Source organism: Mesorhizobium sp. M0296 (assembly GCF_040321675.1).
Classification (GTDB): Bacteria; Pseudomonadota; Alphaproteobacteria; order Rhizobiales; family Rhizobiaceae; genus Mesorhizobium.
This window is the reverse complement of the sequence record NZ_JAMYRZ010000024.1, coordinates 42,669-65,373: the sequence shown is the minus strand read 5'-3', so window position 1 is coordinate 65,373 and position 22,705 is coordinate 42,669. Positions and strand designations below refer to the sequence as shown.

The following is a 22,705-nucleotide window of genomic DNA, read 5'->3' as shown; positions in this document are numbered from 1 at the left end:
CAGGGCCGAATCAATCAGGATCGCGCGCTTCATTGGCGCTCTTCACCATGGTTTCATGACGGGCCGATGAAGGCCGGGTGTCGCTGCCGTCAAGCGGGGACCTTGATCACCGCCCGAAGGCCGCCGAGCGGGCTGCGTTCGAGGACGATGTCGCCGCCATGGCTGCGGGCAATGTCACGTGCGATGGAGAGGCCAAGGCCGGTGCCGCTGGCGTCGAGGTTGCGGGCCTCGTCCAGCCGCACGAACGGCTTGAATACATCCTCTCGCTTTTCGGGCGGAATTCCCGGGCCGTCATCGTCGATGGTGACGAGCAGCGAACCGCGCCCATGATTGGCATTGATCTCCACCGTCTTGGCATAGCGGAATGCATTGCCGACGACGTTGGACAGCAGCCGGGCAAAGGCATTGGGGCGCACGTGCACATGCGGATCGCCGACAAGCACGGTCGACAACTTGCGCTTGCGCAGCGCGGCTTCCTCGCGAAGCTTGTCGAAGAAGGCTTCGAGATCGAACTGACCGGCGTCTTCCGAAGCTTCGCCGCGTGCAAAGGCAAGGTAGCCTTCCAGCATCGACTGCATGTCGTCGATGTCCTGGTCGAGTGCCTGGGTATCGGCCGCCTTGGTCCCGGCAAGCGCCAATTGCAGTTTGAAGCGGGTGAGGATGGTCCTCAGATCGTGGCTGACGCCGCTCAGCATGGCGGTACGCTGCTCGAGCTGGCGTTCGATGCGTTCGCGCATCTGTATGAAGGCAAAACCGGCGCGGCGGACTTCCTCGGCGCCGCGCGGGCGAAAATCGCGCGGCATCGGCCGGCCCTTGCCGAAGCTCTCGGCCGCCTCGGCCAGCGTCAGAATCGGCCGGATCTGGTTGCGCAGGAAGGGAATGGCGATCATCAGCAGCACCAGCGAGGTGCCGACCATCCAGATCAGGAAAATATGGGTGTTCGATGCATAGGCCTGGCTGCGGCGCACGAAGACGCGCAGCACCTTGTTCTCAAGCTGGACGCGGACCTCGACGATGTTGGAATTGCCGACCGTATCGATCCAGAACGGGCGGTTGATCTGGCGGGTGATCTCGGACGAGAGGATCTCGTCGAGGATCGAGAAGAACGGCTTTGGCCCGGGTGGCGGCAGCGGGTCGGGCGGCAGGAGGTCGACCTTCAGCTGCATGCGATCCTGGGCGATGCGGATGACGTTGGCGTAGTCGGCGTCGTGCGGATAGGTCTCTATCAGGTCGATGATGGCGGCGATGTCGCGCACCGTGGCCTGCGACAGGCGCTGCGTCACGGTCTGCCAATGGCGCTCCATGAAGACAAAGGCGACGACCGACTGCAGCATGATCATTGGCGCGATGACGATGATCAGCGAGCGGGCATAGAGCCGCTTCGGCATGTAAAGCGACACCAGGCGCCAGAAACGGTTCCAGGCGCGCGGCACGGCCTTCAGCGCCCGTGTCGCGCGAGCGCTCAAGCCGCCATCTTCCGGCCGTTCGAGTTGCGTGGTCGCCATTCGTCTTTTCGCTCACCGGCGGCCCGGCAAAGGACCGCTGTCGGCGGCATTCTATTCCACGCTGAGCCGATACCCAATACCGCGCACGGTCTGCAGCCAGACCGGATTGGACGGATCGCGTTCGATCTTGCGGCGCAGCCGGTTGATCTGGACGTCGATCGTGCGCTCGCCGACCTCGGACTCGTCGCCGACAAGCTCATGCCGCGGTATCGTTTCGCCGGCACGCGCAGCGAAGATCGCCAGGATTTCCTGCTCGCGGTCGGTCAGCTTGAGCGCCTCGCCGCCGCGCTTCAGCTCACGCCTAGCGATCTGGAACGTATAGGGGCCAAAGACCAGCTGTTCGACCTTAGGCGTTGTCGCGGGGCCGCCGCGGCGCAGGATATTGTTGATACGCAGGATCAGCTCGCGCGGGTCGAACGGTTTAGGCAGATAGTCGTCGGCGCCGGCCTCGAGCCCGGTGATCCGGCTGTCGGTTTCGGACAGTGCGGTGAGCATCAGGATCGGCACGTTTTTCTCCGCCCGCAGCGCCTTGGTGAGGTCGACGCCACTTTCACCCGGCATCATGACGTCGAGCACGATCAGATCGAAGTCGAGGCCGGCGAGCTTGCGCCGCGCCTCGCCGGAATTTCCGGCGACGGTGACGCGAAAGCCGTTTTCGGTCAGATACTGTTTCAGAAGATTGCGGATACGGGTGTCGTCGTCGACCACCAGCAGATGCGGCGCGTCGTCTTCCGGTGCTGTCGGATGATCAACCCTCTCAATGGTCTCCATGGTTTTTCCCTGACATCTTTGCGGGCACAATGTCGATCTGCGCCCTTAGTTCCGGATTGACCATCGCTTCAAGGAACCGTTCGATAACGGCGCGTTCGGTGGCTCCGGAATCTTCCAATGCAGCATGGATGCGGCGCGACTGTGGCCGCGCCAGCGCCAGCGCCAGGGCACGGCCCTTGGCCGTCGGGTAGAGTTCGCGCTGGCGGCGGTCGCGGGGGCCCTGCAATTGCACGATATGGTCGGTGTCGATCAGTTGCTTGAGCACGCGCGCCAGGCTCTGCTTGGTGATCTTGAGCACGTCGAGGAGCTCGGCGACCGTCAGCCCGGGCCGGCGATTGACGAAATGCAGAACCCGGTGATGGGCACGGCCAAAACCGTATTCGGCCAGGATCTGGTCCGGATCGGAGGTAAAGTCGCGATAGGCGAAGAAAAACAACTCGATGATGGCGAAATCGATGCCGTCCTCGTCGGTGATCGCCGTCCTGATCGGTTCTGCGGCTGCATGGCTCGTCATCTTTTCTCCGTGTGTGGCAGGAAATTATGTCAGCACTATTGACGTATTTTCCGCGCGATGGTAATTTTTGGCAAGCTTTTCGGCGGATTGCGAACGAAAAGGCAAGCGAAGCCGTTTTTTCCGGAACTTCCTGAGTTTGCCAGACCTTAAATATCCGCCTACGCTTTGAGACAATGGCCGCCCACAGCGGCCGAAACGAAACACGCAACGACACAATGATGTGCGGGCCGCCGCCCGCGGGAGGTTACCATGGCATCCGTTCCCTTCGACCAACTGGACGGCTTTATCTGGATGAACGGCGAGTTCGTCAAATGGGCCGACGCCAAGATCCACGTCTTGACCCACGGGCTGCACTACGCCAGCGCGGTATTCGAGGGCGAGCGCGCTTATGGCGGCGAAATTTTCAAGCTGACCGACCACACCGAACGCCTGCATGAATCGGCGCGCCTGCTTGGCTTCAAGATACCCTACTCGGTCGCCGAGATCGACGACGCCTGCCGCACGCTGTTGAAGAAGCAAGGTTTCCAGGACGCCTATGTCCGGCCGATCGCGTGGCGCGGCAGTGAACAGATGGGCGTTTCCGCACAGAACAGCCGGATCAACTGCGCCATCGCCATCTGGCAGTGGCCAAGCTATTTCGACCCGGCGCAGAAGCTCAAGGGCATCCGGCTCGACATGGCCGAATGGCGCCGCCCCGACCCGCGCACCGCACCGTCGAAATCGAAGGCGGCCGGCCTCTACATGATCTGCACCATGTCCAAGCACGCCGCCGAGGCCAAGGGCTATGCCGACGCCATGATGCTCGACTGGCGTGGCCAGGTGGCGGAAGCGACAGGCGCCAACATCTTCTTCGTCAAAGACGGCAAGATCCATACGCCCAAGCCTGATTGCTTCCTCGACGGCATCACCCGCCGCACGGTCATCGACCTTGCCAAGGACCGCGGTTTGGAGGTGATCGAGCGCGCCATCATGCCGGAGGAGCTTGAAGGCTTCCACCAGTGCTTCCTCACCGGGACGGCGGCCGAGGTGACACCGGTTTCGGAGATCGGTCCGTACCGATTCGAGGTCGGCGATATCGCCAAGACATTGATGAACGACTATTCTGCGGCGGTTCAACCCAACCACGCGATTGCTGCAGAATAACGAAAGTCACAGGTTTTTTATCAAGTAGGGGCGGTTTTCGGGCCGCCCCTTTTATTTAAGCGTTTGCGCATTTGACTTTCATTCAATTCGGCGTCTCATGATGGCGTCGGCCTGGGAGGCTGGCAGCTATGGAGGGACTGGAAATATGGATATGAACACGCTTCTTCCGATCATTATTCAGGTGATTACGGGTATCATCGGTGGCCAGGCGGTGGGTGCGGCTATCAAGACTGCGGCGATGGGGCAGCTTACCAAAATCCTGGGTGGCGCTGTCGGCGGCGTCGGCGGTGCGGCCATCCTCAACAGTCTGCTGGGTGGCGCGGTCGATCCGGCAGCAGCCGCCACGGCGGCAGGGGCCGGCAGCGCGTTGAACATTTCAAATATCGTTGGCGGTGCCGGCGGCGGCGCCATCCTGACCGGCATCATCGGTGCGGTCATGAACGCGATGAAGAAATAAGCTTCGACGTTTCAGGTTTTCAAATGGGCGGCTTCGGCCGCCCATTTCGTTTGCCGTTTGTGGGAGCGGTGGACGCCGTTCGCGTGTGTCTCTACATCAAGGCCTGGTTCAAGGTTGGAGCTCTCCTGACGCGTTCGAGGGGACGCGCAGCACTCCGACAGCGTGAAAGGACGAATATGGGTCAGCTCAACGCCGGCATCGTGCCGGTCACGCCGTTCCAGCAGAACTGCACCATCCTCTTCGACATGGACGACAGACAAGGCGTTGTCGTCGATCCGGGCGGTGACATCGACAAGGTGCTGGCGGCGCTCGAGGACAATGCGATCACTGCCGGCGCGATCTGGATTACGCATGGCCATATCGACCATGCCGGCGGGGCCATGGAACTGAAGGAGGCGCTCGGTATCGAGATCATCGGTCCGCATGCCGCCGACCGGCCGCTGCTCGCCAATCTCGAGAACCAGGCAAAGCGCTACGGCATCACCGATCCCGTGCGCAACTGTGTCCCCGACCGGTTCCTTGCCGAAGGCGAGACCGTTTCGTTCGGCTCGCACGAGTTCGAGGTGCTCCATTGTCCGGGCCACGCACCCGGCCACGTCGTCTACTATAACCGGGCGGCGAAGTTCGCCCATGTCGGCGACGTGCTGTTCCGCGGTTCGGTCGGCCGCACCGACCTGCCGGGCGGCGACCACGCCGCGCTGATCGCCTCGATCAAGGAGAAGCTTTTGCCGTTGGGCGACGACATCGGCTTCATCTGCGGCCATGGTCCCGGCGGCCGTTTTGGTGAGGAGCGGCGGAGCAATCCTTTTCTGGTCTGAAACCGCTTGCCGGAAACAAAAAGCGCGGCCTGTGCGACCGCGCTTTTTTCCGACGGGAACTGCCTCCGCTAATTGGCGGTGCAGAAATGCTGTTCGCCGTCATAGCCGGTGAACGTGCCGGTACGGGCGTTGAAGCTCCGGTAGCGGTCCGAGCAGTATTCGTACCAGCCGCGGGTCCACGGCTCCGCATAGCTTTCGGCATAGGCCACTCGCGGCTGCACGTAATAACGGCGCACCGGGGCAGGCCTGTAGTATTCATCATCATAGGCCGGGTCATAATAGCGGGGCTGCGGGCTGGCGAGCGCACCGCCGATCAGGGCACCGGCCGCAAGGCCGAGCACGCCGGCCGCAACGGCGTCGCCGTGGCCGTGGTGGCGGCGGTGATGGCGCCATTCGTCGGCATTGGCCGCGGGCAAGGTCGCCAGCGTGGTCGCAACGACCGCGGCGGACAGGATGGCAGTCTTGAAAATTCGGTTCATGTCGGTCTCCTTCGTGCCGGCCCGGGTCGTTTTCGGGGGATGCGGTCCGGCTTTAACGAAGATTAATATGCGACCGTGGCTGAACGGGGGCTGAACGAAATTTGACCAGGCGGTTCATCTAACTGGGCGGTTCAAGCGTGCGGCAAACACCGCAGGCCAGACCGGCCCACGTCCATTCTGTCCGGGGGTGGTTCAGCCGATCGACAGGTTGACGGCTTTCGGACCCTTGCCGCGCTTGTCCGGCTCGGTGTCGAATGTCACTTTCTGCCCATCCTCAAGACCGGGAAGACCCGACGCCTGCACGGCCGAAATATGGACGAAGACATCCTTTGCCCCGTCGTCCGGCGTGATGAAGCCGAAGCCCTTGGCGTGATTGAAGAATTTGACGGTGCCGGTCTGCGGCATGGGAAGCTCCTTTGATCCCACAAGTCCAGTCTCGGGCCGGCAAATGCCCGGACGGAAATTTGTCCTTTATTTTAGTGCCATCGGCAAGAGAAAGTTTTGCGGGTGCGGGCAAGCATCCCGGAACACAAAAGGCGCGACGAAAACCGCCGCGCCTTTACAGAATTCAAGTTCACTCCAAAAGCCTTGCAGCATCCTCACCCCGAAAGGACGCGCGGCACGCTGTGGTTTCAGGCAGCGCGGAGATTGACCGCTTTCGGACCCTTGCCCATACGGTCGGGCTCGACATCGAAGGTGACCTTCTGACCGTCGACGAGCGTGCGCAGCCCGGAAGCCTCGATCGCCGAGATGTGGACGAACACATCCTTGGCGCCGCCATCGGGCGTGATGAAGCCGAAGCCTTTGGTAGCGTTGAAGAATTTAACGGTGCCGGTCTGGGCCATTGGGGAAACTCCTTCACCCGTGTCAGTCTTGGTGGTTCCGCCCGCCGCCTGGCGCCGTGGGCAAGTCCCGGTGGTTGCTTCGGCAGTCATGCATTGGCGCATGGTAAAACCCCCCGCCGAAAACGGGGCTGTCAGAGATTCACAGTATCGGGGAAAGGTCGTCCAAAACGTTCCGCTCTCCGGGTCGCAAATGCCCGAACACAAAATTTATCGCACGGAAACGTGATGCTTGCAAGACACAGCCGCGGGCGGCCCCAACAGGCGCATCCCGACGCATCGCACCGATAGTCCCGGTTCTCTGCGCGGTCATCGGCCAGACTTCACCCAGACATGGTCCAGCCAGCGGGGCAGGTGCTGTCTTGGCTTGCGCCGGCATACCGCCCTGGCTCGCCAGTTGCAAACAGGGGTTGCATCTGGCAGCGGAATGACGAGGATCGGCCTGACCCAGGCACCATTTGTGCAGGCAGGAGTTTCGAGGGAGGGAACATTCATGCGGTTTCTTGCGGCAATCTTTCCGCGGCAGGTTTTTTCCATCCTGTTCCTGTCGGTAATTCTCGCAGCCTGCACCGTCGTGGTGGATGATGAGGGGCCGGGGCCGCGCCCGCCACGGCCGGGGCCGCAATTCTGCACTAGGCAATATGACCCGGTCTGTGCCCGGCGCGGCGGCGACCGCCAGACCTTTGCCAATGCCTGCCTTGCCGAACGGGCCGGATACCGCATCATTCGCGAGGGCGAGTGCGGCGGCGGTGGTGGTGGCGGTGAGGAGCAGACATTCTGCACCCGCGAATACCGCCCAGTCTGTGCCCGTCGCCATGGCGAACTGCGCACATTCCCCAACGAATGCGAAGCCCGCGCGGCGGATTATCGCGTCGTCGATGACGGGCCCTGCTAGCGCACCGACCTACAGCCTGGCCGGATAAGCACCATCTGGGGGCCGGCGTAGAGCTCAGCGCCGTTCCCGTTGGAGATGCGAATCTGCGGCATCATCAGCATGTGAAGCAGCGTTGCGGCGCGTCGGCTCAGTTGGCCGGGTTGTCGACCGGTTCGAGATTGTCTTCCGTGGTGACCCGCTCATAGGTCTCCTGATCGCTGCGGATGCGATATTGCGGCGAGCCGTCCTTGACCGGCAGCCGGCTCTTGATCTGGAACAGCTCCGCAGTCTTTTGGGCAAGGCCGGTGCGGCTCTTCATGCGGACGGTCTGGCCGACGGTGAAGATATGCGCCGGCGTGTCCGTGCGCCGCGCATTCTGCTGGAAGCGGATCATGTGACATTCTCCTGGTCGTGCCGAAGCGCTGCGTCGAGCTCGGCATGGTCAATGGCGACAAGCTGGCTGGTCGCGCTTTTCACTGTCCTTGCCGGCAGATGGATGAAAGTGGCGACGCGGCGCCAGGCAGGCCAGGACATGCCGTCGATCAGTTCTTCGTCGTGGTCGATGTCATAGTCGCCGGCCGGCTGCACGCCATCCAGCCCGCCAAGCACGAAAGGTGCCGCGAAATGCGCTATGGAATGGGTGGTGCGAGCAGACATTCTTGTGCCTCGAAGTTCTCGCTTGTGCCTTGAAGTTCTCGTGCCTTGAAGTTTCTTTCCGGCCTGCCCCGGAAGCGGAGCCTGCATTGCGGTACCAGGTGTCGGCGATTTGGATAAGTTTGGCGGGCCGAGAATCCCTGACACCGCGGGGCCAAGCATGACCCAAAACGGTTTCATACCATTAGTCTGAAAATACGGCTTATTCAAGAAGTTTTCGGCCTCTTACCCCTACCAACGCCAAATTACTTTTCTATAGTTATCCGCAGAACGATGATACGGTCCCGGTGCACCTCAAAAATTGTTTGAAGAACTTCCGAAAAAATTCCTCCGGCATTTGTATTTATCTAGCAATGGAAGGAAGAGAGTCATGAACTCCGCAAGAACACCGGATGTCCCGACAGTTGCAGTCAGTCCTGTCGCAAAGCCGATAAAGGTCTTGTCGCCGCGTCTCACGATAAGAAGCGACGAGGCGGCAAGGCGAAGGATTGCCGACACCGACGGCACGGCGCGGCGGGCGCGCCAGCTTGCCGAAAGCAACCGCCTGATTTGACGCGCAAGCCATGACGCTCAATTTTCCCAATCCCAGCCGCTCCTATGACCCGGCGGCCAAGCGCATTCGTTTCGTCGGCCATGACGGCATGCTCGAAGTCCCGTTCTTTGTCGAGGTCGCGGCACTTTCGGCGGCAAACCCGGCTGCAAGCGGAGCCGAGGCCGAATTTCTCAGCGCCTTCGATGCCAAGCGTTCGTCGATCCACGAGATTGCGCGCCAAGCCTACTCGCACGGCCGCAGGAACATGTATGTGCTGACGCCGGCCGACTTTCGGTAGGCTCCCCCGGGTTCGAAGTTTTGCATCGTAGCGACCGCCGTCTGCTCTTGCACGCGCCGCAGCGATGGCCTAGATCGCGGCAGGCGGACAACACGGCAGGTTTCCCATCAACAGAGATCCGAGACAACCGGCAGGCGCACGTTACGGCTCAGGCGGACAGCCGCCGCTGGGGCTCGACCAGCACGTGCAGCAGGCGCTGCAGCTGCACCAGGCCGGGCGCCGGCAGGAAGCCGAGGCGCTTTACCGACAGGTGCTGGCGCAAAAGGCCAACCACCCGGCTGCTGCGCATTTCCTCGGGCTTCTGCTGCACCAGACCGGGCGCAGCGCCGAGGGGCTGGCGCTGATCGAACAATCGGTGCGTCTGCAACCGAACAATCCGGATTTCCTCAACAATCTCGGCACCGTGCTGCGCGACCTCGGCCGGGTCGCGGCCGCCGCCGATCTCTTCCGCAAGGTGGTGGCGATTCGGCCGGACCAGCTGGCGGCGCGTGACAATCTCGGCTCGTCGCTGAAGCAGCTCGGCCAATTCGAAGGCGCCGAGGATATTTATCGCGGCACGATCGGCCGCAACCCGTTCCATGTCCGCGCCCGCGTCGGGCTTGCCGAAACGCTGCAGGAAGCGGGCCGGCTGGATGAGGCACTGGCTGTTTTTCGCGAGGCGCTGACGATCCGGCCGAAGGATGCCGATCTTTTGCACGGCCTGGGTGTCGGGCTGATGGAAAAGGGCAATCTCGACGAGGCTGCGGATCTTTTCAGGCAGGCGCTGGCTGTGGACCCCGGCATGGCGAGGGCCTGGCTGATGCTTACCCAGGTCAAGCGCCAGAAGGAGCGCGACGCCGAGCTTGCCCGCATGGAGGCGGAGCACGCCAAGGCGCCGCAAGGCAGCCTGGCGCGCATGCAGCTTTCCTTCGGTCTCGGCAAGGCCAATGACGATCTCAGGGAGTATGGCCGCGCCTTCGACTATTTCGCCGAAGGCAACGCGATCCGCCGCCAGGGCATCGACTACGACGCCGGCAAGACGCGCGGCGAGTTCGAGGCGATGAAGGCGGTGTTCGACAAGGCCTTTTTTGAAAGGCACAGGCCGAGCGGGATAGCCGACGATGCGCCGATCTTCGTCGTCGGCATGCCGCGTTCCGGCACCACGCTGGTCGAGCAGATCATCGCCAGCCATCCGCAGGTCTATGGCGCCGGCGAGCTCAGCATATTGAAGACGGCGGTCGGCAAGCAGTTTCCGCTCAGCATGAAGGGCGGCTTTCCCTGGGGCATCGCCGACATGCCAGACAAGGCCTATGCCGAGGCCGGCCAGGCCTATCTCGACATGCTGCACGCCCGCTATCCGGGTTCTCGGCACGTCACCGACAAGATGCCCGGCAATTTCCTCTTGGTGGGCTTCATCCATTTGATGCTGCCGAAGGCCAAGATCATCCATTGCGCGCGCGATGCGGCGGCGACCTGCCTGTCGATCTACAAGGTGCACTTCCGAGGCGACAGCCATCGCTACGGCTACGATCTCGACGAGCTCGCCGATTTCCACAATCTGTACACCGACATCATGGCGCACTGGCACGCCGTGCTGCCTGATGTCGTGCACGACGTTCGCTACGAGGATTTCGTCGCCGACCAGGAAGGCCAGTCGCGGGCGCTGATCGCCCATCTCGGCCTGCCGTGGGACGACGCCGTGCTGTCGTTCCACCAGACCGACCGGCCGGTGCGAACGGCGTCGGCTGCGCAAGTGCGCCAGCCGATGTATCAGGGCTCGGTCGACCTGTGGAAGCGCTATGGCGACCGGCTGAAGCCGCTGCACGACAAACTTGATCGAGGGGCGCCTACAGCTCGATGAAGGGCTGAAAACCGCCAAAGATCATGCGCTTGCCGTCGAACGGCATGGTCTCCCAGTCCGACTTGAGGCGCGGGTCGGCCATCACCTTGGCCATCACCGCGTCGCGGCTCTGGCGCGATTCGTAGACCACCCATGAGAAGATGACGACCTCGTCGTCCTTGGCCTGTACGGCGCGCGGGAACGAGGTGAGCTCGCCATAAGGGACGTCGTCGCCGACGCATTCGACGTAGGCAAGAGCACCGTGCTCCTTCCAGACGGCGCCGCCGGTTTCCGCCAGCTTCTTGTAAGCATCGAGCTTTGCCTTCGGTACGGCAAGTACGAAACCGTCGACATAGGACATCTGATTTCCTCCATGCGATCGTTTTCCTCTCCCTCTGGAGCGGGAGAGGTGATTTCAGACACAGCCTGTGTGGAATGCTAAGCTGCTTTCACCGGTGCGTTCATTGCCCATTCGACGCCGAACGGATCACGCATATTGCCCCAGCGGTCGCCCCAGAACATCACCTGCAACGGCACGACTTCCTCGCACCCCGCCTCGACGGCTCGCTGCCACCAGGCGTCGATGTCTTCGCTGCCGAGATGGAGCTGCATAGTGTAGCCCTGCGGCTTCACAGCGGCCATTCCATGCTCGGGATAGAAGTCGGAAAGCATCAGGGTCGAACCGTTGATGTGGAGATGGATATGCATGGTGCGGCCCTGTTCGTCCGGCGGATAGGCAAAGACCTGCTCGGCACCGAAGGCCTTTTGGTAAAATTCTGCGGCTTTGAAAGCGCCGTCCAGCTGAAGGTAGGGCGTCAATCCGCCAAGCACTTTGGCGGCGGGCTGGGTCTGCGGCTGGTCATTCATGTCATGCTCCTCTTTGCGTCTGGTTTGCCTTTGCGAACCACAGGACGAACGGAACGGCGACGATCCTACACGGCCGATGGTTTTTTGGATTCGAAATGGCGCCTGCCGCGACGGCTATCTGCTACCCTTCAACCTTCGATGCGAATCCGCGGGCTGTTTTGCGCGTCGACGACGATTTCCGGCCAGCCAATATCTTTGCGCAGCTCGATCGGCAATGAAAGGATGGCGCGTTCGCTGCGATAACGGGCGCGAGCCGCCGAGTAACGCGTCACGGCGTGACCTATGGATGACAGAATAGACATGATGCTTTCTCCTCGATTGGCGCCGGCATCACCGTGTCGGCAACCCAAGGACGTGGCATGCGATCATCATCCGACAGAGCGCCGGAATTTTTTTCCGCAAGCCTTCAGCCGCCGGCTTCGGCAACCTCCCGGAAGAACTCCTCCGGGCTGTCGATCTCGGTCAATCGCCGTTTCTCGATCAGCCAGAAGCGGTTGCCAACCGCGCGGATGAAGGAGCGGTCGTGCGAGGCAAGCAGGCAGCTCGCCTGATGTTCCAGCAATTCCGCTTCCAGTGCTTCCTGACCATCGATATCGAGATGATTGGTCGGTTCGTCGAGTAAATAGAAATTGGGGTTGGCGAGCCTCAGCGCCAGCATCATCAGCCGCGCCTTCTGTCCGCCCGACAGCACGCCGATCCTGCGCTCCTGCATGTCGATGCCGACGCCGGCGCCCGCCAGCAGCGAGCGGGCGCGCTGCTCGCCGACATCGAATCTGCGCGAGAGCATCGCCAGCGGCGTGTCGTCGCCGCCGATGCCCGACAATGCCTGGTCGCTATAGCCGAGCACGGTCGACGGCGTCACCTTCAGGCTTTGCGCCGCCGTTTCCGGCTCGACGATGGCGTTCCGGATCAGGCCGATCAGCCGTGACTTGCCGACGCCGTTACGGCCGAGCAGGACGATGCGGTCGCCTTGGCAGATGTGGCGCTTGCCGGTGCTGAACAGAACCGTGCCGTCAGGTGTTCCGACCACCAAATCGTCGAGCGTGATCAGCACCTTGGCATGGCTGCCGCGATTGGCGAGCTTGATCGCGCCCGCCGATCTTTCGCGGTGTGCCGGCGCTGCTGCTTCTTCCAGACGCTCGGCCCGCTGGTTGAGCTGCTTGGTCTTGACCGTCAAAAGGTCGCTGCCGGAATTGATGCCGATATTGTTGAGCTTGGCGGCCTGCCGGCGCAGCTGCTGCGCCACTTTCATGTCGCGCTGGAATTTGCGCTCGGTCGAGGCATCGACTTCGCTCAATGCGTCCCTGGCTCGTGAATAGGGCAGCGAGAATACCGGCGACTGTTCGGGGCGGAGGAACAGCGTCCGGTTGGTCGTAGCATCGAGAAAAGCGCGGTCGTGGCTGGCAATCACCAGCGGCACCTCACGTGGCAGCGCGTTCAGCCAGGTCTCGAGCTGGCTGATCTTGCCGAGATCGAGGTGATTGGTCGGCTCGTCGAGAAGCAGGACGTCGGGGTCGGTGACCCAGACGCGGGCGATCAGCGCCAGCCTTTGCCAGCCGCCGCTCAAGGCCCGCATCGGCCGCTCGCGCATCGGCTGCGGCACGTCGAGCGAGTCGAGAACCACGTCAACGCGCCATTGCTCGCTTTCGGCCTGCTCGGCCGGCAAGGCGTCGGCCACCACCTCATGAAAGCTACGCCCGGCCAAGGCTGCGGGGACGACTTGCTCGACATAGCCGACGCGCAGGCCGCGCGTGCGGGTGATGTCGCCTGATGTCGGCTCCATCTCGCCGGTCAGGCACTTCAGCAAAGTGGATTTGCCCCGACCATTGGCGGCGACGATGCCGAGCCGGTCGCCGGTGCCGATGGTGAGGTCGAGATTGGAGAAAAGCGGCGCACTCATGGTGACGCCGAGGGATTTGAGGCTGATCAGGGCCATTTGGGTTTCTCTGGTCTGCCCGGAATACAATTCCGGTTCAATGCACTTTGACGGTGCGCAGGCTGGCCATCAGGCTCGGCGTTGCGGCACCACGAAGGGCAGACCAAGAAAATCGAAGCGGGAAAACCCGGACCGTCTCTGGTCAGCCCTGCAAGCAAGCTCGCAGGGCAGAGACAGGGCCGCGCTGACGGTGGTGAGAAAATAACACGCAGCCCTCCTTTCAAGACGTTCGAGTTGTAGAAACTGGCTACACCAAGGGTAGGGCCGATGGCAAGTGGCTAGGCTTCCCCTTCTCCACTTGTGGGAGAAGGTGGCCGCGAAGCGGTCGGATGAGGGGTGCTCCAGCTTGGCACCGACGGCGATCCGTCCAGCACCCCTCAACCGTCTTGGCGCTGCGCGCCGATCCACCTTCTCCCACAAGGGGAGAAGGGAAGCTCGCTACCGTCCCGGCCGACCCGTCTTGCCGGGCCGGCGCTTTTCACGGCGGGCGTCGGCGGGGTCTTCGTAGGAGCCGATGCCGGCGCGCTGGCGGACAATGGGTTTTGCAAAATCGTCGCGATCCTTCGCGCCCCCCTCTGCCCTGCCGGGCATCTCCCCCACACGGGGGGAGATCGGCTGCTGCTTCGCCGGAACTTTTCCCTCGACCGGCTTCTCGGTGCGCCGCACGGTCATCTCGTCGAGCGAGTTCTTCTTGAACAGCGGCTTGGTCGGTTCGCCCGGGATGCCGAAATCGGAGCCGTGCGCCTCTTCGGCCGACTGCTTCTTGAACAGCGAACGCGACACTGCGCCGGCCGGGGTCGGCATATCCGTGCCCGGCCCCATGGCGTCGAGCGAGGGCTTCGAAAACAGCGGCTTCTTCACCGGCACGGCGCCATCGGCACCCATTTCGTCGAGCGCCGGCTTGCGGAAGAGATTGGGCCGGGCCGCCTCTTCGGCGGCACGTGCCTCGTCGAGCTTGCGGAAACGCTCCTGTTCCTCTGATGTGCGATGTTTGGCCACGCCTTTATTGTGCTTGCCCTTCTCGCGGCCCGAGACCGGGCTTTCCATGTCGGCATACTTGGCCAGCGGGTCGTCGGAGATGGACAGCTCCATCTCGCGCAGCCGTTTGATCTCGTCGCGAATGCGGGCGGCCTTCTCGAAATCGAGGTTGGCGGCGGCGTCGCGCATCTGCTTGTCCAGGGCGTCGAGATGCGCCTTCAGATTGTTGCCCATCATCGCGCCGGCGCTGTCGGTGAACTGCGAGATATCGGCGCGGACATGATCTTTTTCGTAGACCGAGTCCAGGATGTCCGAAATGCGCGACTTGACCGATTCCGGGGTGATGCCGTTGGCCGCGTTCCACTCCATCTGCTTTTCGCGACGGCGGTTGGTCTCGGCCATTGCCCGCTCCATCGAGCCGGTGATCTGGTCGGCATAGAGGATGACCTTGCCGTCGACGTTCCTGGCGGCGCGGCCGATGGTCTGGATCAGCGAGGTCTCGGAGCGGAGAAAACCTTCCTTGTCGGCATCGAGGATGGCGACGAAACCGCATTCGGGAATGTCGAGGCCTTCGCGCAGCAGGTTGATGCCGACCAGCACGTCGAAGGCGCCGAGGCGCAGGTCGCGCAGGATCTCGATACGCTCCAGCGTGTCGATGTCTGAGTGCATGTAGCGCACACGAATGCCCTGCTCGTGCAGATACTCGGTCAGGTCCTCGGCCATGCGTTTGGTCAGCACGGTGACCAGCGTGCGGTAGCCGGCCCTGGTGGTCTCGCGGATTTCGCCCACGACATCGTCGACCTGCGTCTTGGCCGGGCGCACCTCGACCGGCGGATCGATCAGGCCGGTCGGGCGGATGACCTGTTCGGCGAAGACACCGCCGGACTGCTCCATCTCCCAACCGCCGGGCGTTGCGGAAACCGCAACGGAAAGCGGGCGCATGGCGTCCCACTCCTCGAAGCGCAGCGGCCGGTTGTCCATGCAGGACGGCAGGCGGAACCCATACTCGGCCAGCGTCGCCTTACGGCGAAAGTCGCCGCGATACATGCCGCCGATCTGCGGTATGGTGACGTGGCTTTCGTCGACAAAGACCAAAGCGTTGTCGGGGATGTATTCGAACAAGGTCGGCGGCGGATCGCCCGGCTGGCGGCCGGTCAGATAGCGCGAGTAATTCTCGATGCCGGCGCAGGAGCCCGTCGCTTCCAGCATCTCCAGGTCGAAGCGGGTGCGCTGCTCAAGCCGCTGCGCCTCGAGCAACCGACCGGCCCGTTCGAGTTCGACCAGCCTGTGCTTGAGCTCTTCCTTGATCGACTTGATGGCCTGGTTCAAGGTCGGGCGTGGCGTCACATAGTGCGAATTGGCATAGATCTTGACGCTCTTCAGCTCGCCGGTCTTTTGGCCCGTCAGAGGGTCGAATTCGGTGATCGCCTCGATCTCGTCGCCGAACAGCGAGATGCGCCAGGCGCGGTCCTCGAGGTGGGCCGGGAAGATCTCGATCGTGTCGCCGCGCACCCGGAACGAGCCGCGGACGAAGTTGATGTCCTGGCGCTTGTATTGCTGGGCGACGAGGTCGGCGAGCAGCGCGCGCTGGTCGAGCCGGTCGCCGATCTGCATCTGGAAGGTCATCGCCGTATAGGTCTCGACCGAGCCGATACCGTAGATGCAGGACACCGAGGCGACGATGATGACGTCGTCGCGCTCGAGCAGCGAGCGCGTCGCCGAATGGCGCATGCGGTCGATCTGCTCGTTGATCGAGGATTCCTTCTCGATGTAGGTGTCGGTCCGGGGCACATAGGCCTCAGGCTGGTAATAGTCGTAGTAGCTGACGAAATACTCGACGGCGTTTTCCGGGAAGAATTTCTTGAATTCGGAATAGAGCTGCGCGGCCAACGTCTTGTTGGGCGCCAGGATCAGAGCGGGGCGCTGCGTCTCCTCGATCACCTTGGCCATGGTGAAGGTCTTGCCCGAGCCCGTGACGCCGAGCAGAACCTGGGTGCGGTCGTTGCTGTTGACGCCCTCGACGAGATCCTTGATCGCCGTCGGCTGGTCGCCGGCGGGCTCGAAATCCGAGACCATCTTGATGGCGATGCCGCCTTCGGATTTTTCCGGCCGGGCGGGACGGTGCGGCGTCCACAGCACGCCGTCCTTGTGCAGCGGATTGCCGGATTCGATCAGCGCCGACAGCGCCGCGACGGTGGCGGTGACGCCGCCCGAAGCCATGGTCTCGGCCTCTTCCAGGGAGACATCGAGGCCGGCGACAGGGTTGAGACCGGCCGCGGTGCGCTCCCGCGCCGAAGCCGCGCCGCCCATCGAGGTACCGCGTGCCGTACGGCCGGGGGAAGAGGAGCGCTCGGGGATTTTCTTGGCAGACTTGGCGCCTTCCCTCCCCCTCGAGGGGAGGGTGGCGGCGGAGCCGCCGGGTGGGGTCGGTGCGGCAGTACTCGACGTTCCTTTGCGTCCCGCGCTGCCTCCGGCGACCCCCTCTGTCGCCTTCGGCGACATCTCCCCCTTGAGGGGGGAGATTTGGCGCCCTTCCTTCTCGGCTTCCTGCTCTATCTGCTCGGCCCAGTCGGCGATCGAGCCGGTCAGCGGGGCGCCGGTGAACTCGGTCTGCGGCGCCTCGGCAAAGCCGCCCTTGTACAGGGGCTCCGAGGCATCGAGGAAATCGGTCAGCGGACTGAGCCGCTTGGGCGGTGAAGCGCGCTCGTCATTCGCCGGCGGAGGCGTTTCCTTGTCGGGGAGTCTGGCCATGGACCGAATATGGGAGGTATCGGCCAAAATGGAAAGAGCGGAGTGGCCGGTGGCGCGAGGCGCAATTTGGCTCCTGACAGCAGGCTGTCAGGAGTAGCGTCTAAGCACGCCCTCAGTTGAACCAAAGCGCGAACGTCAGAAACCCGGCGCCGCCGAATTGGCGCTGGATCTGGTCGAACTCCTCGCTGGTGAGAATCTTCCCGCGTTCTAGATAGGGCGCGATGGCCGGGCCGGTGATCGACAGCACCAGGTCGAAGGTTTTTGGCTCATCAAAGAAGCGCTTCATGTTGATGCCTTTGTCGGCGATGCGGAAATGCGGCAGCAAGGTGCGGCCTTCCAGCAGATCCTCGGCCATGGCCAAGGCAGCGAGCCAGGCCTGCACCTGCTGCTCGCCGACTTCGAGACCGGTCAGCGGGCTGGCGCCTTTCTGCTGCGGCCCGGGCAGCCATTCGCGGTCATTGTCGGTTTCGGCGCGGATGGCTTTCCAGTCCTCGCGCGACAGCCGGATCATTTCCATGAGATGGCGGCGTGCCGCTTGCCGGCGCTCAGGCTCGACCACTTGCCAGTTAATGAGATGCACCAGGGAGATGAAATCGGCGAGACGCCATTCGGACGACAGAATGCTGCCGCCCATGCCACCGTCCAGCGGAACGAGCGTGTCCTGCAGTGGCAGTTTTGCGCGCGGGAACAGCATGTGGAAGGAGCCGTCGAACGTGTTTCTGAAATCATGCGCCAGCCAGAAGTCGGCCTGCGCCATCAGGAACTCGGCATAGCCCTGCAGCCAGTAGCCGTCGGCCCGGTCGAAGCGGAAGGTGAGGGCTGGTGCGGCCGCGTCTGGCGCACCGCCGCCGCGTGACAGAGACGCCATGATCGCCGCGGCGCTTTCGTCCGGCGCGATCGTGCCGTCCTCGTTGAGGTCGATGCCGAGGCGGGTGAGGTCGATGACCATGCCGATGTCAGCGTCGGCGGGTACCGAACCCAGCGTGGCTGCGGATTTCTCCAGCCGGTCGCGGAAGGCGACGAGAATGGCGCGGAATTGTTCGTAGGTCAGCGGCTCGGGATTGGCATTGTCCGGCACCGGCAGCCGCATCAGCGGCAGCATGAAGGATTGCGGGCTGTCGAAACCGTGGCGGTGCAGGCCGCCGGCCAGTATCTCCAGCGCGGTGAAGAATTCGCCGGCGCCGGCGGCATAGGCGGCTGCCGGATCGCCCGGCGCGGCGGCTTCCAGAGCGGCAAGAGCGCTGTCGCGCTCAGTCACGGTTTTTGCCTCGAACAGGGCCGCCGGTTCGGGAGCCGCGGCGCTGGGTAACGCCAGCCGCAGGAGAAGAATGATGGCGCACGCCACCAGCCTGGAAAAACGCTTCATCGTGATCGCCCCTTTTGTCGCTCCGCAGTGGATCATACACGCATTTGGTTCGCTGCGCCTGTGGCCCTGTGGTTCACCCACAACAGTCGACGCTTCAATCAATCCGGCGGACGGTCTACACAAGGCAAAACGATTGGGCGTCGCGTGTCGAACTATCCGCTTTCCTACAAACTGTCCTGGCTGCCACGCTTCCTCCGGCCTTCGCTCGACGGCGACGCGCGCGGCTTTGCGCCTGCGGCAGCGACCCTGATCGAGCCGCCGCCGGCGCGGACGGTGCGGCTGGCTTTCGTCGGCGATATCTCGGCGGTGGCCAATCGCCGCGCGCCGGACTGCGATCCGGCGATTGCGGCACTGCTTGCCTCGGCCGATCTGGTGGTCGGCAATTGCGAAAGCCCGGTGGTGGAGCGGCCGAGCGCTGTTTTGGGCACCAGGCTTGGCACGCACCACGCGATGAGCGAGCGGTTCCTTGCCGAGGCGCTGGCCGCCGCCGGCATTTCGCGTGAAAAACTGGTGCTGTCGCTGGCCAACAACCATGTGCTCGACCAGGGTATTGCCGGCTTCGACGAGACCGTCGCCGCGCTGGAGCAATTAGGCATCCGCACGATCGGCACTGCGGCTCCGGTCGAGCGGTTTGCGGTTGGTTCGCTGACCATAGGCCTTGCCGCCTTTACCTTGTGGCGCAATACCGACGAGGCTCAGTTCGCGGGCCGAGTCTCGATGCAAGCCGATCCGACGCAATGGCCGCACGCTGCCGCTTCGGGTGTCGACCTCCTCTGCGCGGTGCCGCATTGGGATTGGGAATTCCGGCATTTTCCACGTGCGAAGACGCGGGCAATGGCGCGACTTCTGGCCGAACATGGCGTCGGCCTGATCGCCGGACATCATGCCCATGTCGTGCAGCCGATCGAGCGGATCGGCAAGACGCTCGTCGCCTATGGGCTCGGCGATTTCATCGGCACCGCCTTCGCGCGCCAGCCATGGCCCGGCCGCATCGGCGCCATTCTCGTCGTCGACATCAGCGACGATCCCGGCACGCACGGGGCCATCGCCGCCTACCGGCTGCATGCCTTCATGCGGCTGCGCGCCGGCGATCACGAGCGGCTGATGCCGGTTGAAACGCTGGCGGGAAAATCCAGGCAAAGGGTTCTGGCCCGCCTCGATGCGATCTTCGGTGCCGGGCGCTGACAGCTGCGCTGACGCGGTCCACCAAACCGGCTATCATGCCCAACGCGGGCTGGCTTGTGGGGCGGGTGGGTGATGGAAACTGCGGATTTCATGCCGAGCGAAGCGGTGATCGCCGGCCTCAGGAAGGACATCGAGGCCTACGAGGCGCAAAGGGCTTCGGCCTATCGCCGGACGCACTGGCGGGTGCCACTTTTCATCGGATCGGTGGTTGTCTTCGTGGCGCTGGTGGCCTGGCTCTTCAACGGGGTTGCCGACTCCAACGAGCAGTGGTTCTCGACCCCGCATGTGTTCCTCTATATCGGCGGGTTCCTGGCGGCGATCCTGCTCTATCTCCAGGCGATCAGGCCGGCGCGCAAATTGCAGCAGACGTTCCGCAACAGTTTGCTGCCGATCGTCTTCGGCTTCATCCAGGACGTGCGCTATCAGCATGGCGTAACGCCGAACTCCTTCGATCGGCTGCCGCGCGAGACGATTGGCGTGTTCAACCGTTCGTATTTCGAGGACGTCGTCTCCGGTCGGTATGAAGGCTTTGCGTTCGAGCTCTATGAGGTGACGCTGCTGGAGAGGAACGGCAAGACCACATCTCAGGCGTTCAAGGGCGTCATTATCGCGTTCGACACCATTGCGCCGTTCCCGGGAATCTTGGTGGCGGCGCGCCGTGCCAATATGGTGGTAGGTTTCTTCCGAGGCATGTTCGGCAGCAAGACGGAACAACTGTCATGCGGCGTACCCGAACTCGACGCCGCCTACGAGTTCCACACCGACAACATCGAAGCGGCGCGGCCGCTGGTGACCGGCCGGCTGGCGCAGGCGCTCGAATGGCTTGGCGAAACATGGCCGAAGGAACCGGCACGCGTCGCGCTCAACGGCAGCGATGGCTTTCTGCTGCTTCCGCAGACGAAGAACTTCTTCGAACTGCCGGACATCTCTGTGCCGCTCGACTATGCCAAGCATGTTGCGCCGATGATCGCCGACATGGCCACGATCCTGGCGACCGCGGCACTGGTCCGCAAGATCGGCGTGAAGGATGTAGAAGCCGGTTGAACTAGAATTCAGCCGTCAGCAATCGAAGCCATAGTTCTGGCGATAATAGTCGGCGTCTTCCTTCGACATTTTTTTGAAGAGAACGCAGACAGTGAAACTTCCCACCCGGCGGCCGTTCTTCATGTAGCCCCAGTCGGAAATATCGTCCCGGCTGAATTCGATCTCCTGGCCTGCCACGACGTTGTGCACGGTCTGCGGCTCGTTGTCCAAGGTTCCTGCAAATCCGGCCGCCGTCCGGTGGAAGGGAAAGACCCAGAAATGTTCAGTGGCGTCCCCGTCCTTGACCACGACTTTCAATTGGAAGTCGGCCGTTCCGGATGGCGGTGCGTCGGCCAATACCAGGAAGTCGTCGAGGCTGGCACGCGCCTGCTCGATAGCGGCCGCCATCTCCGGATCGTCGCCAGCTACGCTGACGACCTTGTCGTCGCCTTGACCAGGAGTCTGCGCGTCGGCTGATGCCGGAGCAAACGCAAGCAAGAGGGCAAGCGCGAAACGGGCTGCAAGCTTCATGATGCGACGGCTTTCGACATTTTCGCCAGACAAACCGGATCATCGTTCGCCGAACGTCTGATTGGCAACTGGTTTTTGTCTCCATCAGGCGCTATTCCTGGGACAGTGGGGTGGGGCTATGGTCGAAGAACGCAAGGGGTTTCGCCTGTCGCGGCGGCTGCTGCTGGGTGCGACCGTGGTCGGCGGCGCGATGCTCTGGGGCGGCACGACCGTGGCGCGGCTGGCGCGCGGTCCGTCGGGGCAGAAGAATTCCGGGCGCATCGCCGACATTGACGGGATCGACCTGGCGCAGAAGCCGCTGGAGGGCCCGCCAGCCTACGATCCGGCGCTGCCATGGCTGACCAAGGGCGGCAACATCAACGATGCCAGCGGCCTGTCGATGACACCGGTCTACGGCGTTATCGAAGTCAGCAAGGAAGACCACATCGCGAGCGCGCTGGCCTTTGCCCGCGCCAATAGCCTGAAGGTCTCGGTCGCGGCGGTGCGCCATTCGATGGGCGGCCACGCCTTCGACGACAACGCGCTGGTCCTCGACATGCGTAAATTCAACAAGGTCAGTATCGACCCGGCTGCAAAGACGATGACCTTGCAGCCGGGCGCGCGCTGGCACGACATCCAGAACCTTTTGCACCCGCGCTTCGCGGTGAAGGCGATGCAGTCGACCGACATCTTTTCGGTCGGCGGATCGCTGTCGGTCAACGCGCATGGCATGGACCACCAGGCCGGCTCGGTCGCCGGTTTCGATCCGATCGATGCGGGTGATGCTGGCGGACGGTTCGGTGACGACCTGCTCACCGGCCGAAAATACCGAGCTGTTCCGCCACGTCGTCGGCGGCTACGGCCTGTTCGGCGTGGTGCTGGAGGCGACACTCGACATCGTCGACAACGCCGTCTACCGGACCTCGCGCGAGATCATCAAATCGGACGATTTCCCGACGTTCTTCGCCGAGGTTCTGGCGCCAAACAGGGCGATCGGTCTGTTTTATGGGCATCTGTCGACTGCGCCGGGCAATTTCCTCGAGGATATGATCGTCTACCGCTATGATAAGGTCGCCGACCAGCCGCCGGCCGACCAGCCGGCAATCGGTGAACCGGGTTCGGTCGGGCTCAAGCGGGTGATCATTAACCTGGCGAAATGGGGCAGCCTGTTCCAGGAGCTGAAATGGTTCACCGAAAAGACGCTGGAGCCGCAATTCGAGAGCTGCACGGTGGCGCGGACGACGGCAATGGGCGAGGGCGAGGCCTGCCTCGTCACGCGCAACCATCCGATGCACGATTCAGTGCCCTATCTGTTCAACGATCTGCTCGATGAGACCGACATCCTGCACGAGTATTTCATCCCGCGGGCGGCCTATAACCCGT

At 63.0% G+C, this 22,705-nt stretch carries 25 protein-coding genes; 10 read left to right on the top strand and 15 right to left on the bottom strand.

Going from position 1 to position 22,705, the window contains the following annotated elements; genetic code table 11:
* Nucleotides 1-89: 89 nt before the first annotated feature.
* From NKI97_RS22215 to NKI97_RS22205, 3 genes are read right to left on the bottom strand one after another with little or no spacing between them, the layout of a single operon-like run.
* The gene (locus tag NKI97_RS22215; protein WP_352836614.1) at nt 90-1,505 is read right to left on the bottom strand and encodes an ATP-binding protein; all 1,416 of its coding nucleotides are present in this window, start codon (nt 1,503-1,505) and stop codon (nt 90-92) included.
* A gap of 51 nt (nt 1,506-1,556) precedes the next feature.
* Nucleotides 1,557-2,276: a response regulator gene (locus NKI97_RS22210; RefSeq protein ID WP_023678415.1), complete on the bottom strand. Its 720-nt coding sequence runs from the start codon at nt 2,274-2,276 to the stop codon at nt 1,557-1,559.
* A complete protein-coding gene (locus NKI97_RS22205; RefSeq protein ID WP_023678414.1) occupies nt 2,263-2,790 on the bottom strand; it encodes a MarR family winged helix-turn-helix transcriptional regulator in 528 nt (175 codons plus the stop codon). The genes NKI97_RS22210 and NKI97_RS22205 overlap by 14 nt, the downstream gene beginning before the upstream one ends.
* A 249-nt stretch (nt 2,791-3,039) precedes the next feature.
* Here NKI97_RS22205 and NKI97_RS22200 point away from each other — a divergent pair, with 249 nt between their 5' ends.
* From NKI97_RS22200 to NKI97_RS22190, 3 genes are all read left to right on the top strand, one after another.
* Nucleotides 3,040-3,933, top strand: coding sequence for a branched-chain amino acid aminotransferase (locus NKI97_RS22200; RefSeq protein WP_352568001.1), 894 nt, complete (start codon nt 3,040-3,042; stop codon nt 3,931-3,933).
* A gap of 145 nt (nt 3,934-4,078) precedes the next feature.
* On the top strand, nt 4,079-4,390 hold the full coding sequence (locus tag NKI97_RS22195) for a hypothetical protein (protein ID WP_352615707.1): 312 nt from the start codon (nt 4,079-4,081) through the stop codon (nt 4,388-4,390).
* 176 nt (nt 4,391-4,566) lie between these two features.
* A complete protein-coding gene (locus NKI97_RS22190) occupies nt 4,567-5,208 on the top strand; it encodes an MBL fold metallo-hydrolase (RefSeq protein ID WP_352568000.1) in 642 nt (213 codons plus the stop codon).
* A gap of 68 nt (nt 5,209-5,276) precedes the next feature.
* On the opposite strand, the gene NKI97_RS22185 is transcribed toward NKI97_RS22190, so the two are convergent.
* The 3 genes from NKI97_RS22185 to NKI97_RS22175 all read right to left on the bottom strand — a co-directional run bounded on the left by NKI97_RS22185 (nt 5,277) and on the right by NKI97_RS22175 (nt 6,532).
* Entirely contained in the window at nt 5,277-5,687 is a 411-nt protein-coding gene (locus NKI97_RS22185; protein WP_023678410.1) for a BA14K family protein, read from the bottom strand.
* Between the two features lie 192 nt (nt 5,688-5,879).
* Entirely contained in the window at nt 5,880-6,092 is a 213-nt protein-coding gene (locus NKI97_RS22180) for a cold-shock protein (protein ID WP_006202521.1), read from the bottom strand.
* 227 nt (nt 6,093-6,319) lie between these two features.
* Entirely contained in the window at nt 6,320-6,532 is a 213-nt protein-coding gene (locus NKI97_RS22175) for a cold-shock protein (protein WP_006202520.1), read from the bottom strand.
* Between the two features lie 490 nt (nt 6,533-7,022).
* On the opposite strand from NKI97_RS22175, the gene NKI97_RS22170 reads away from it, so the two are divergent.
* On the top strand, nt 7,023-7,424 hold the full coding sequence (locus NKI97_RS22170) for a Kazal-type serine protease inhibitor family protein (RefSeq protein WP_352836613.1): 402 nt from the start codon (nt 7,023-7,025) through the stop codon (nt 7,422-7,424).
* A 127-nt stretch (nt 7,425-7,551) separates the two neighbouring features.
* Here the strand turns inward: NKI97_RS22170 and NKI97_RS22165 are convergent, their stop codons facing one another.
* The gene (locus NKI97_RS22165) at nt 7,552-7,797 is read right to left on the bottom strand and encodes a hypothetical protein (protein WP_023678408.1); all 246 of its coding nucleotides are present in this window, start codon (nt 7,795-7,797) and stop codon (nt 7,552-7,554) included.
* Nucleotides 7,794-8,060 (bottom strand): hypothetical protein, encoded by a 267-nt coding sequence (locus tag NKI97_RS22160; RefSeq protein WP_023678407.1) that lies wholly within the window; start codon nt 8,058-8,060, stop codon nt 7,794-7,796. Before NKI97_RS22160 ends, NKI97_RS22165 begins: the two co-directional genes overlap by 4 nt.
* A gap of 367 nt (nt 8,061-8,427) precedes the next feature.
* On the opposite strand from NKI97_RS22160, the gene NKI97_RS22155 reads away from it, so the two are divergent.
* The 3 genes from NKI97_RS22155 to NKI97_RS22145 all read left to right on the top strand — a co-directional run bounded on the left by NKI97_RS22155 (nt 8,428) and on the right by NKI97_RS22145 (nt 10,727).
* A complete protein-coding gene (locus NKI97_RS22155) occupies nt 8,428-8,610 on the top strand; it encodes a hypothetical protein (protein ID WP_023678406.1) in 183 nt (60 codons plus the stop codon).
* A gap of 10 nt (nt 8,611-8,620) precedes the next feature.
* Nucleotides 8,621-8,887 carry a DUF1488 family protein gene (locus NKI97_RS22150; RefSeq protein ID WP_352683477.1) on the top strand — a complete coding sequence of 89 codons (267 nt, stop codon included), beginning with the start codon at nt 8,621-8,623 and terminating at the stop codon, nt 8,885-8,887.
* Nucleotides 8,888-9,071: 184 nt separating this feature from the next.
* Entirely contained in the window at nt 9,072-10,727 is a 1,656-nt protein-coding gene (locus tag NKI97_RS22145; protein ID WP_352836610.1) for a tetratricopeptide repeat-containing sulfotransferase family protein, read from the top strand.
* On the opposite strand, the gene NKI97_RS22140 is transcribed toward NKI97_RS22145, so the two are convergent.
* The 6 genes from NKI97_RS22140 to NKI97_RS22115 all read right to left on the bottom strand — a co-directional run bounded on the left by NKI97_RS22140 (nt 10,714) and on the right by NKI97_RS22115 (nt 18,604).
* Nucleotides 10,714-11,067: a DUF1428 domain-containing protein gene (locus NKI97_RS22140; RefSeq protein ID WP_023678403.1), complete on the bottom strand. Its 354-nt coding sequence runs from the start codon at nt 11,065-11,067 to the stop codon at nt 10,714-10,716. The genes NKI97_RS22145 and NKI97_RS22140 overlap by 14 nt on opposite strands.
* A gap of 77 nt (nt 11,068-11,144) precedes the next feature.
* The gene (locus tag NKI97_RS22135; RefSeq protein ID WP_352743261.1) at nt 11,145-11,573 is read right to left on the bottom strand and encodes a VOC family protein; all 429 of its coding nucleotides are present in this window, start codon (nt 11,571-11,573) and stop codon (nt 11,145-11,147) included.
* Between the two features lie 128 nt (nt 11,574-11,701).
* Nucleotides 11,702-11,875, bottom strand: a complete 174-nt coding sequence (locus NKI97_RS22130) for a hypothetical protein (RefSeq protein WP_023719167.1) — start codon at nt 11,873-11,875, stop codon at nt 11,702-11,704.
* Nucleotides 11,876-11,979: 104 nt separating this feature from the next.
* Nucleotides 11,980-13,509: an ABC-F family ATP-binding cassette domain-containing protein gene (locus NKI97_RS22125; RefSeq protein ID WP_352836607.1), complete on the bottom strand. Its 1,530-nt coding sequence runs from the start codon at nt 13,507-13,509 to the stop codon at nt 11,980-11,982.
* A gap of 438 nt (nt 13,510-13,947) precedes the next feature.
* Nucleotides 13,948-17,238 carry an excinuclease ABC subunit UvrB gene (gene uvrB, locus NKI97_RS22120; RefSeq protein ID WP_352836604.1) on the bottom strand — a complete coding sequence of 1,097 codons (3,291 nt, stop codon included), beginning with the start codon at nt 17,236-17,238 and terminating at the stop codon, nt 13,948-13,950.
* 112 nt (nt 17,239-17,350) lie between these two features.
* A complete protein-coding gene (locus tag NKI97_RS22115; protein WP_352450484.1) occupies nt 17,351-18,604 on the bottom strand; it encodes a hypothetical protein in 1,254 nt (417 codons plus the stop codon).
* A gap of 144 nt (nt 18,605-18,748) precedes the next feature.
* Between NKI97_RS22115 and NKI97_RS22110 the strand changes: the two genes are divergently transcribed.
* Together NKI97_RS22110 and NKI97_RS22105 are read left to right on the top strand one after the other, a co-directional pair.
* On the top strand, nt 18,749-19,789 hold the full coding sequence (locus NKI97_RS22110) for a CapA family protein (protein ID WP_352836601.1): 1,041 nt from the start codon (nt 18,749-18,751) through the stop codon (nt 19,787-19,789).
* 72 nt (nt 19,790-19,861) lie between these two features.
* Nucleotides 19,862-20,833 (top strand): DUF3137 domain-containing protein, encoded by a 972-nt coding sequence (locus NKI97_RS22105; protein WP_352836598.1) that lies wholly within the window; start codon nt 19,862-19,864, stop codon nt 20,831-20,833.
* 15 nt (nt 20,834-20,848) lie between these two features.
* Here NKI97_RS22105 and NKI97_RS22100 read toward each other — a convergent pair whose 3' ends face one another.
* On the bottom strand, nt 20,849-21,343 hold the full coding sequence (locus NKI97_RS22100) for a YegJ family protein (protein ID WP_352836595.1): 495 nt from the start codon (nt 21,341-21,343) through the stop codon (nt 20,849-20,851).
* 118 nt (nt 21,344-21,461) lie between these two features.
* On the opposite strand from NKI97_RS22100, the gene NKI97_RS22095 reads away from it, so the two are divergent.
* On the top strand, nt 21,462-22,388 hold the full coding sequence (locus NKI97_RS22095; protein ID WP_352836593.1) for an FAD-binding oxidoreductase: 927 nt from the start codon (nt 21,462-21,464) through the stop codon (nt 22,386-22,388).
* The last annotated feature ends 317 nt before the right edge of the window (nt 22,389-22,705 follow it).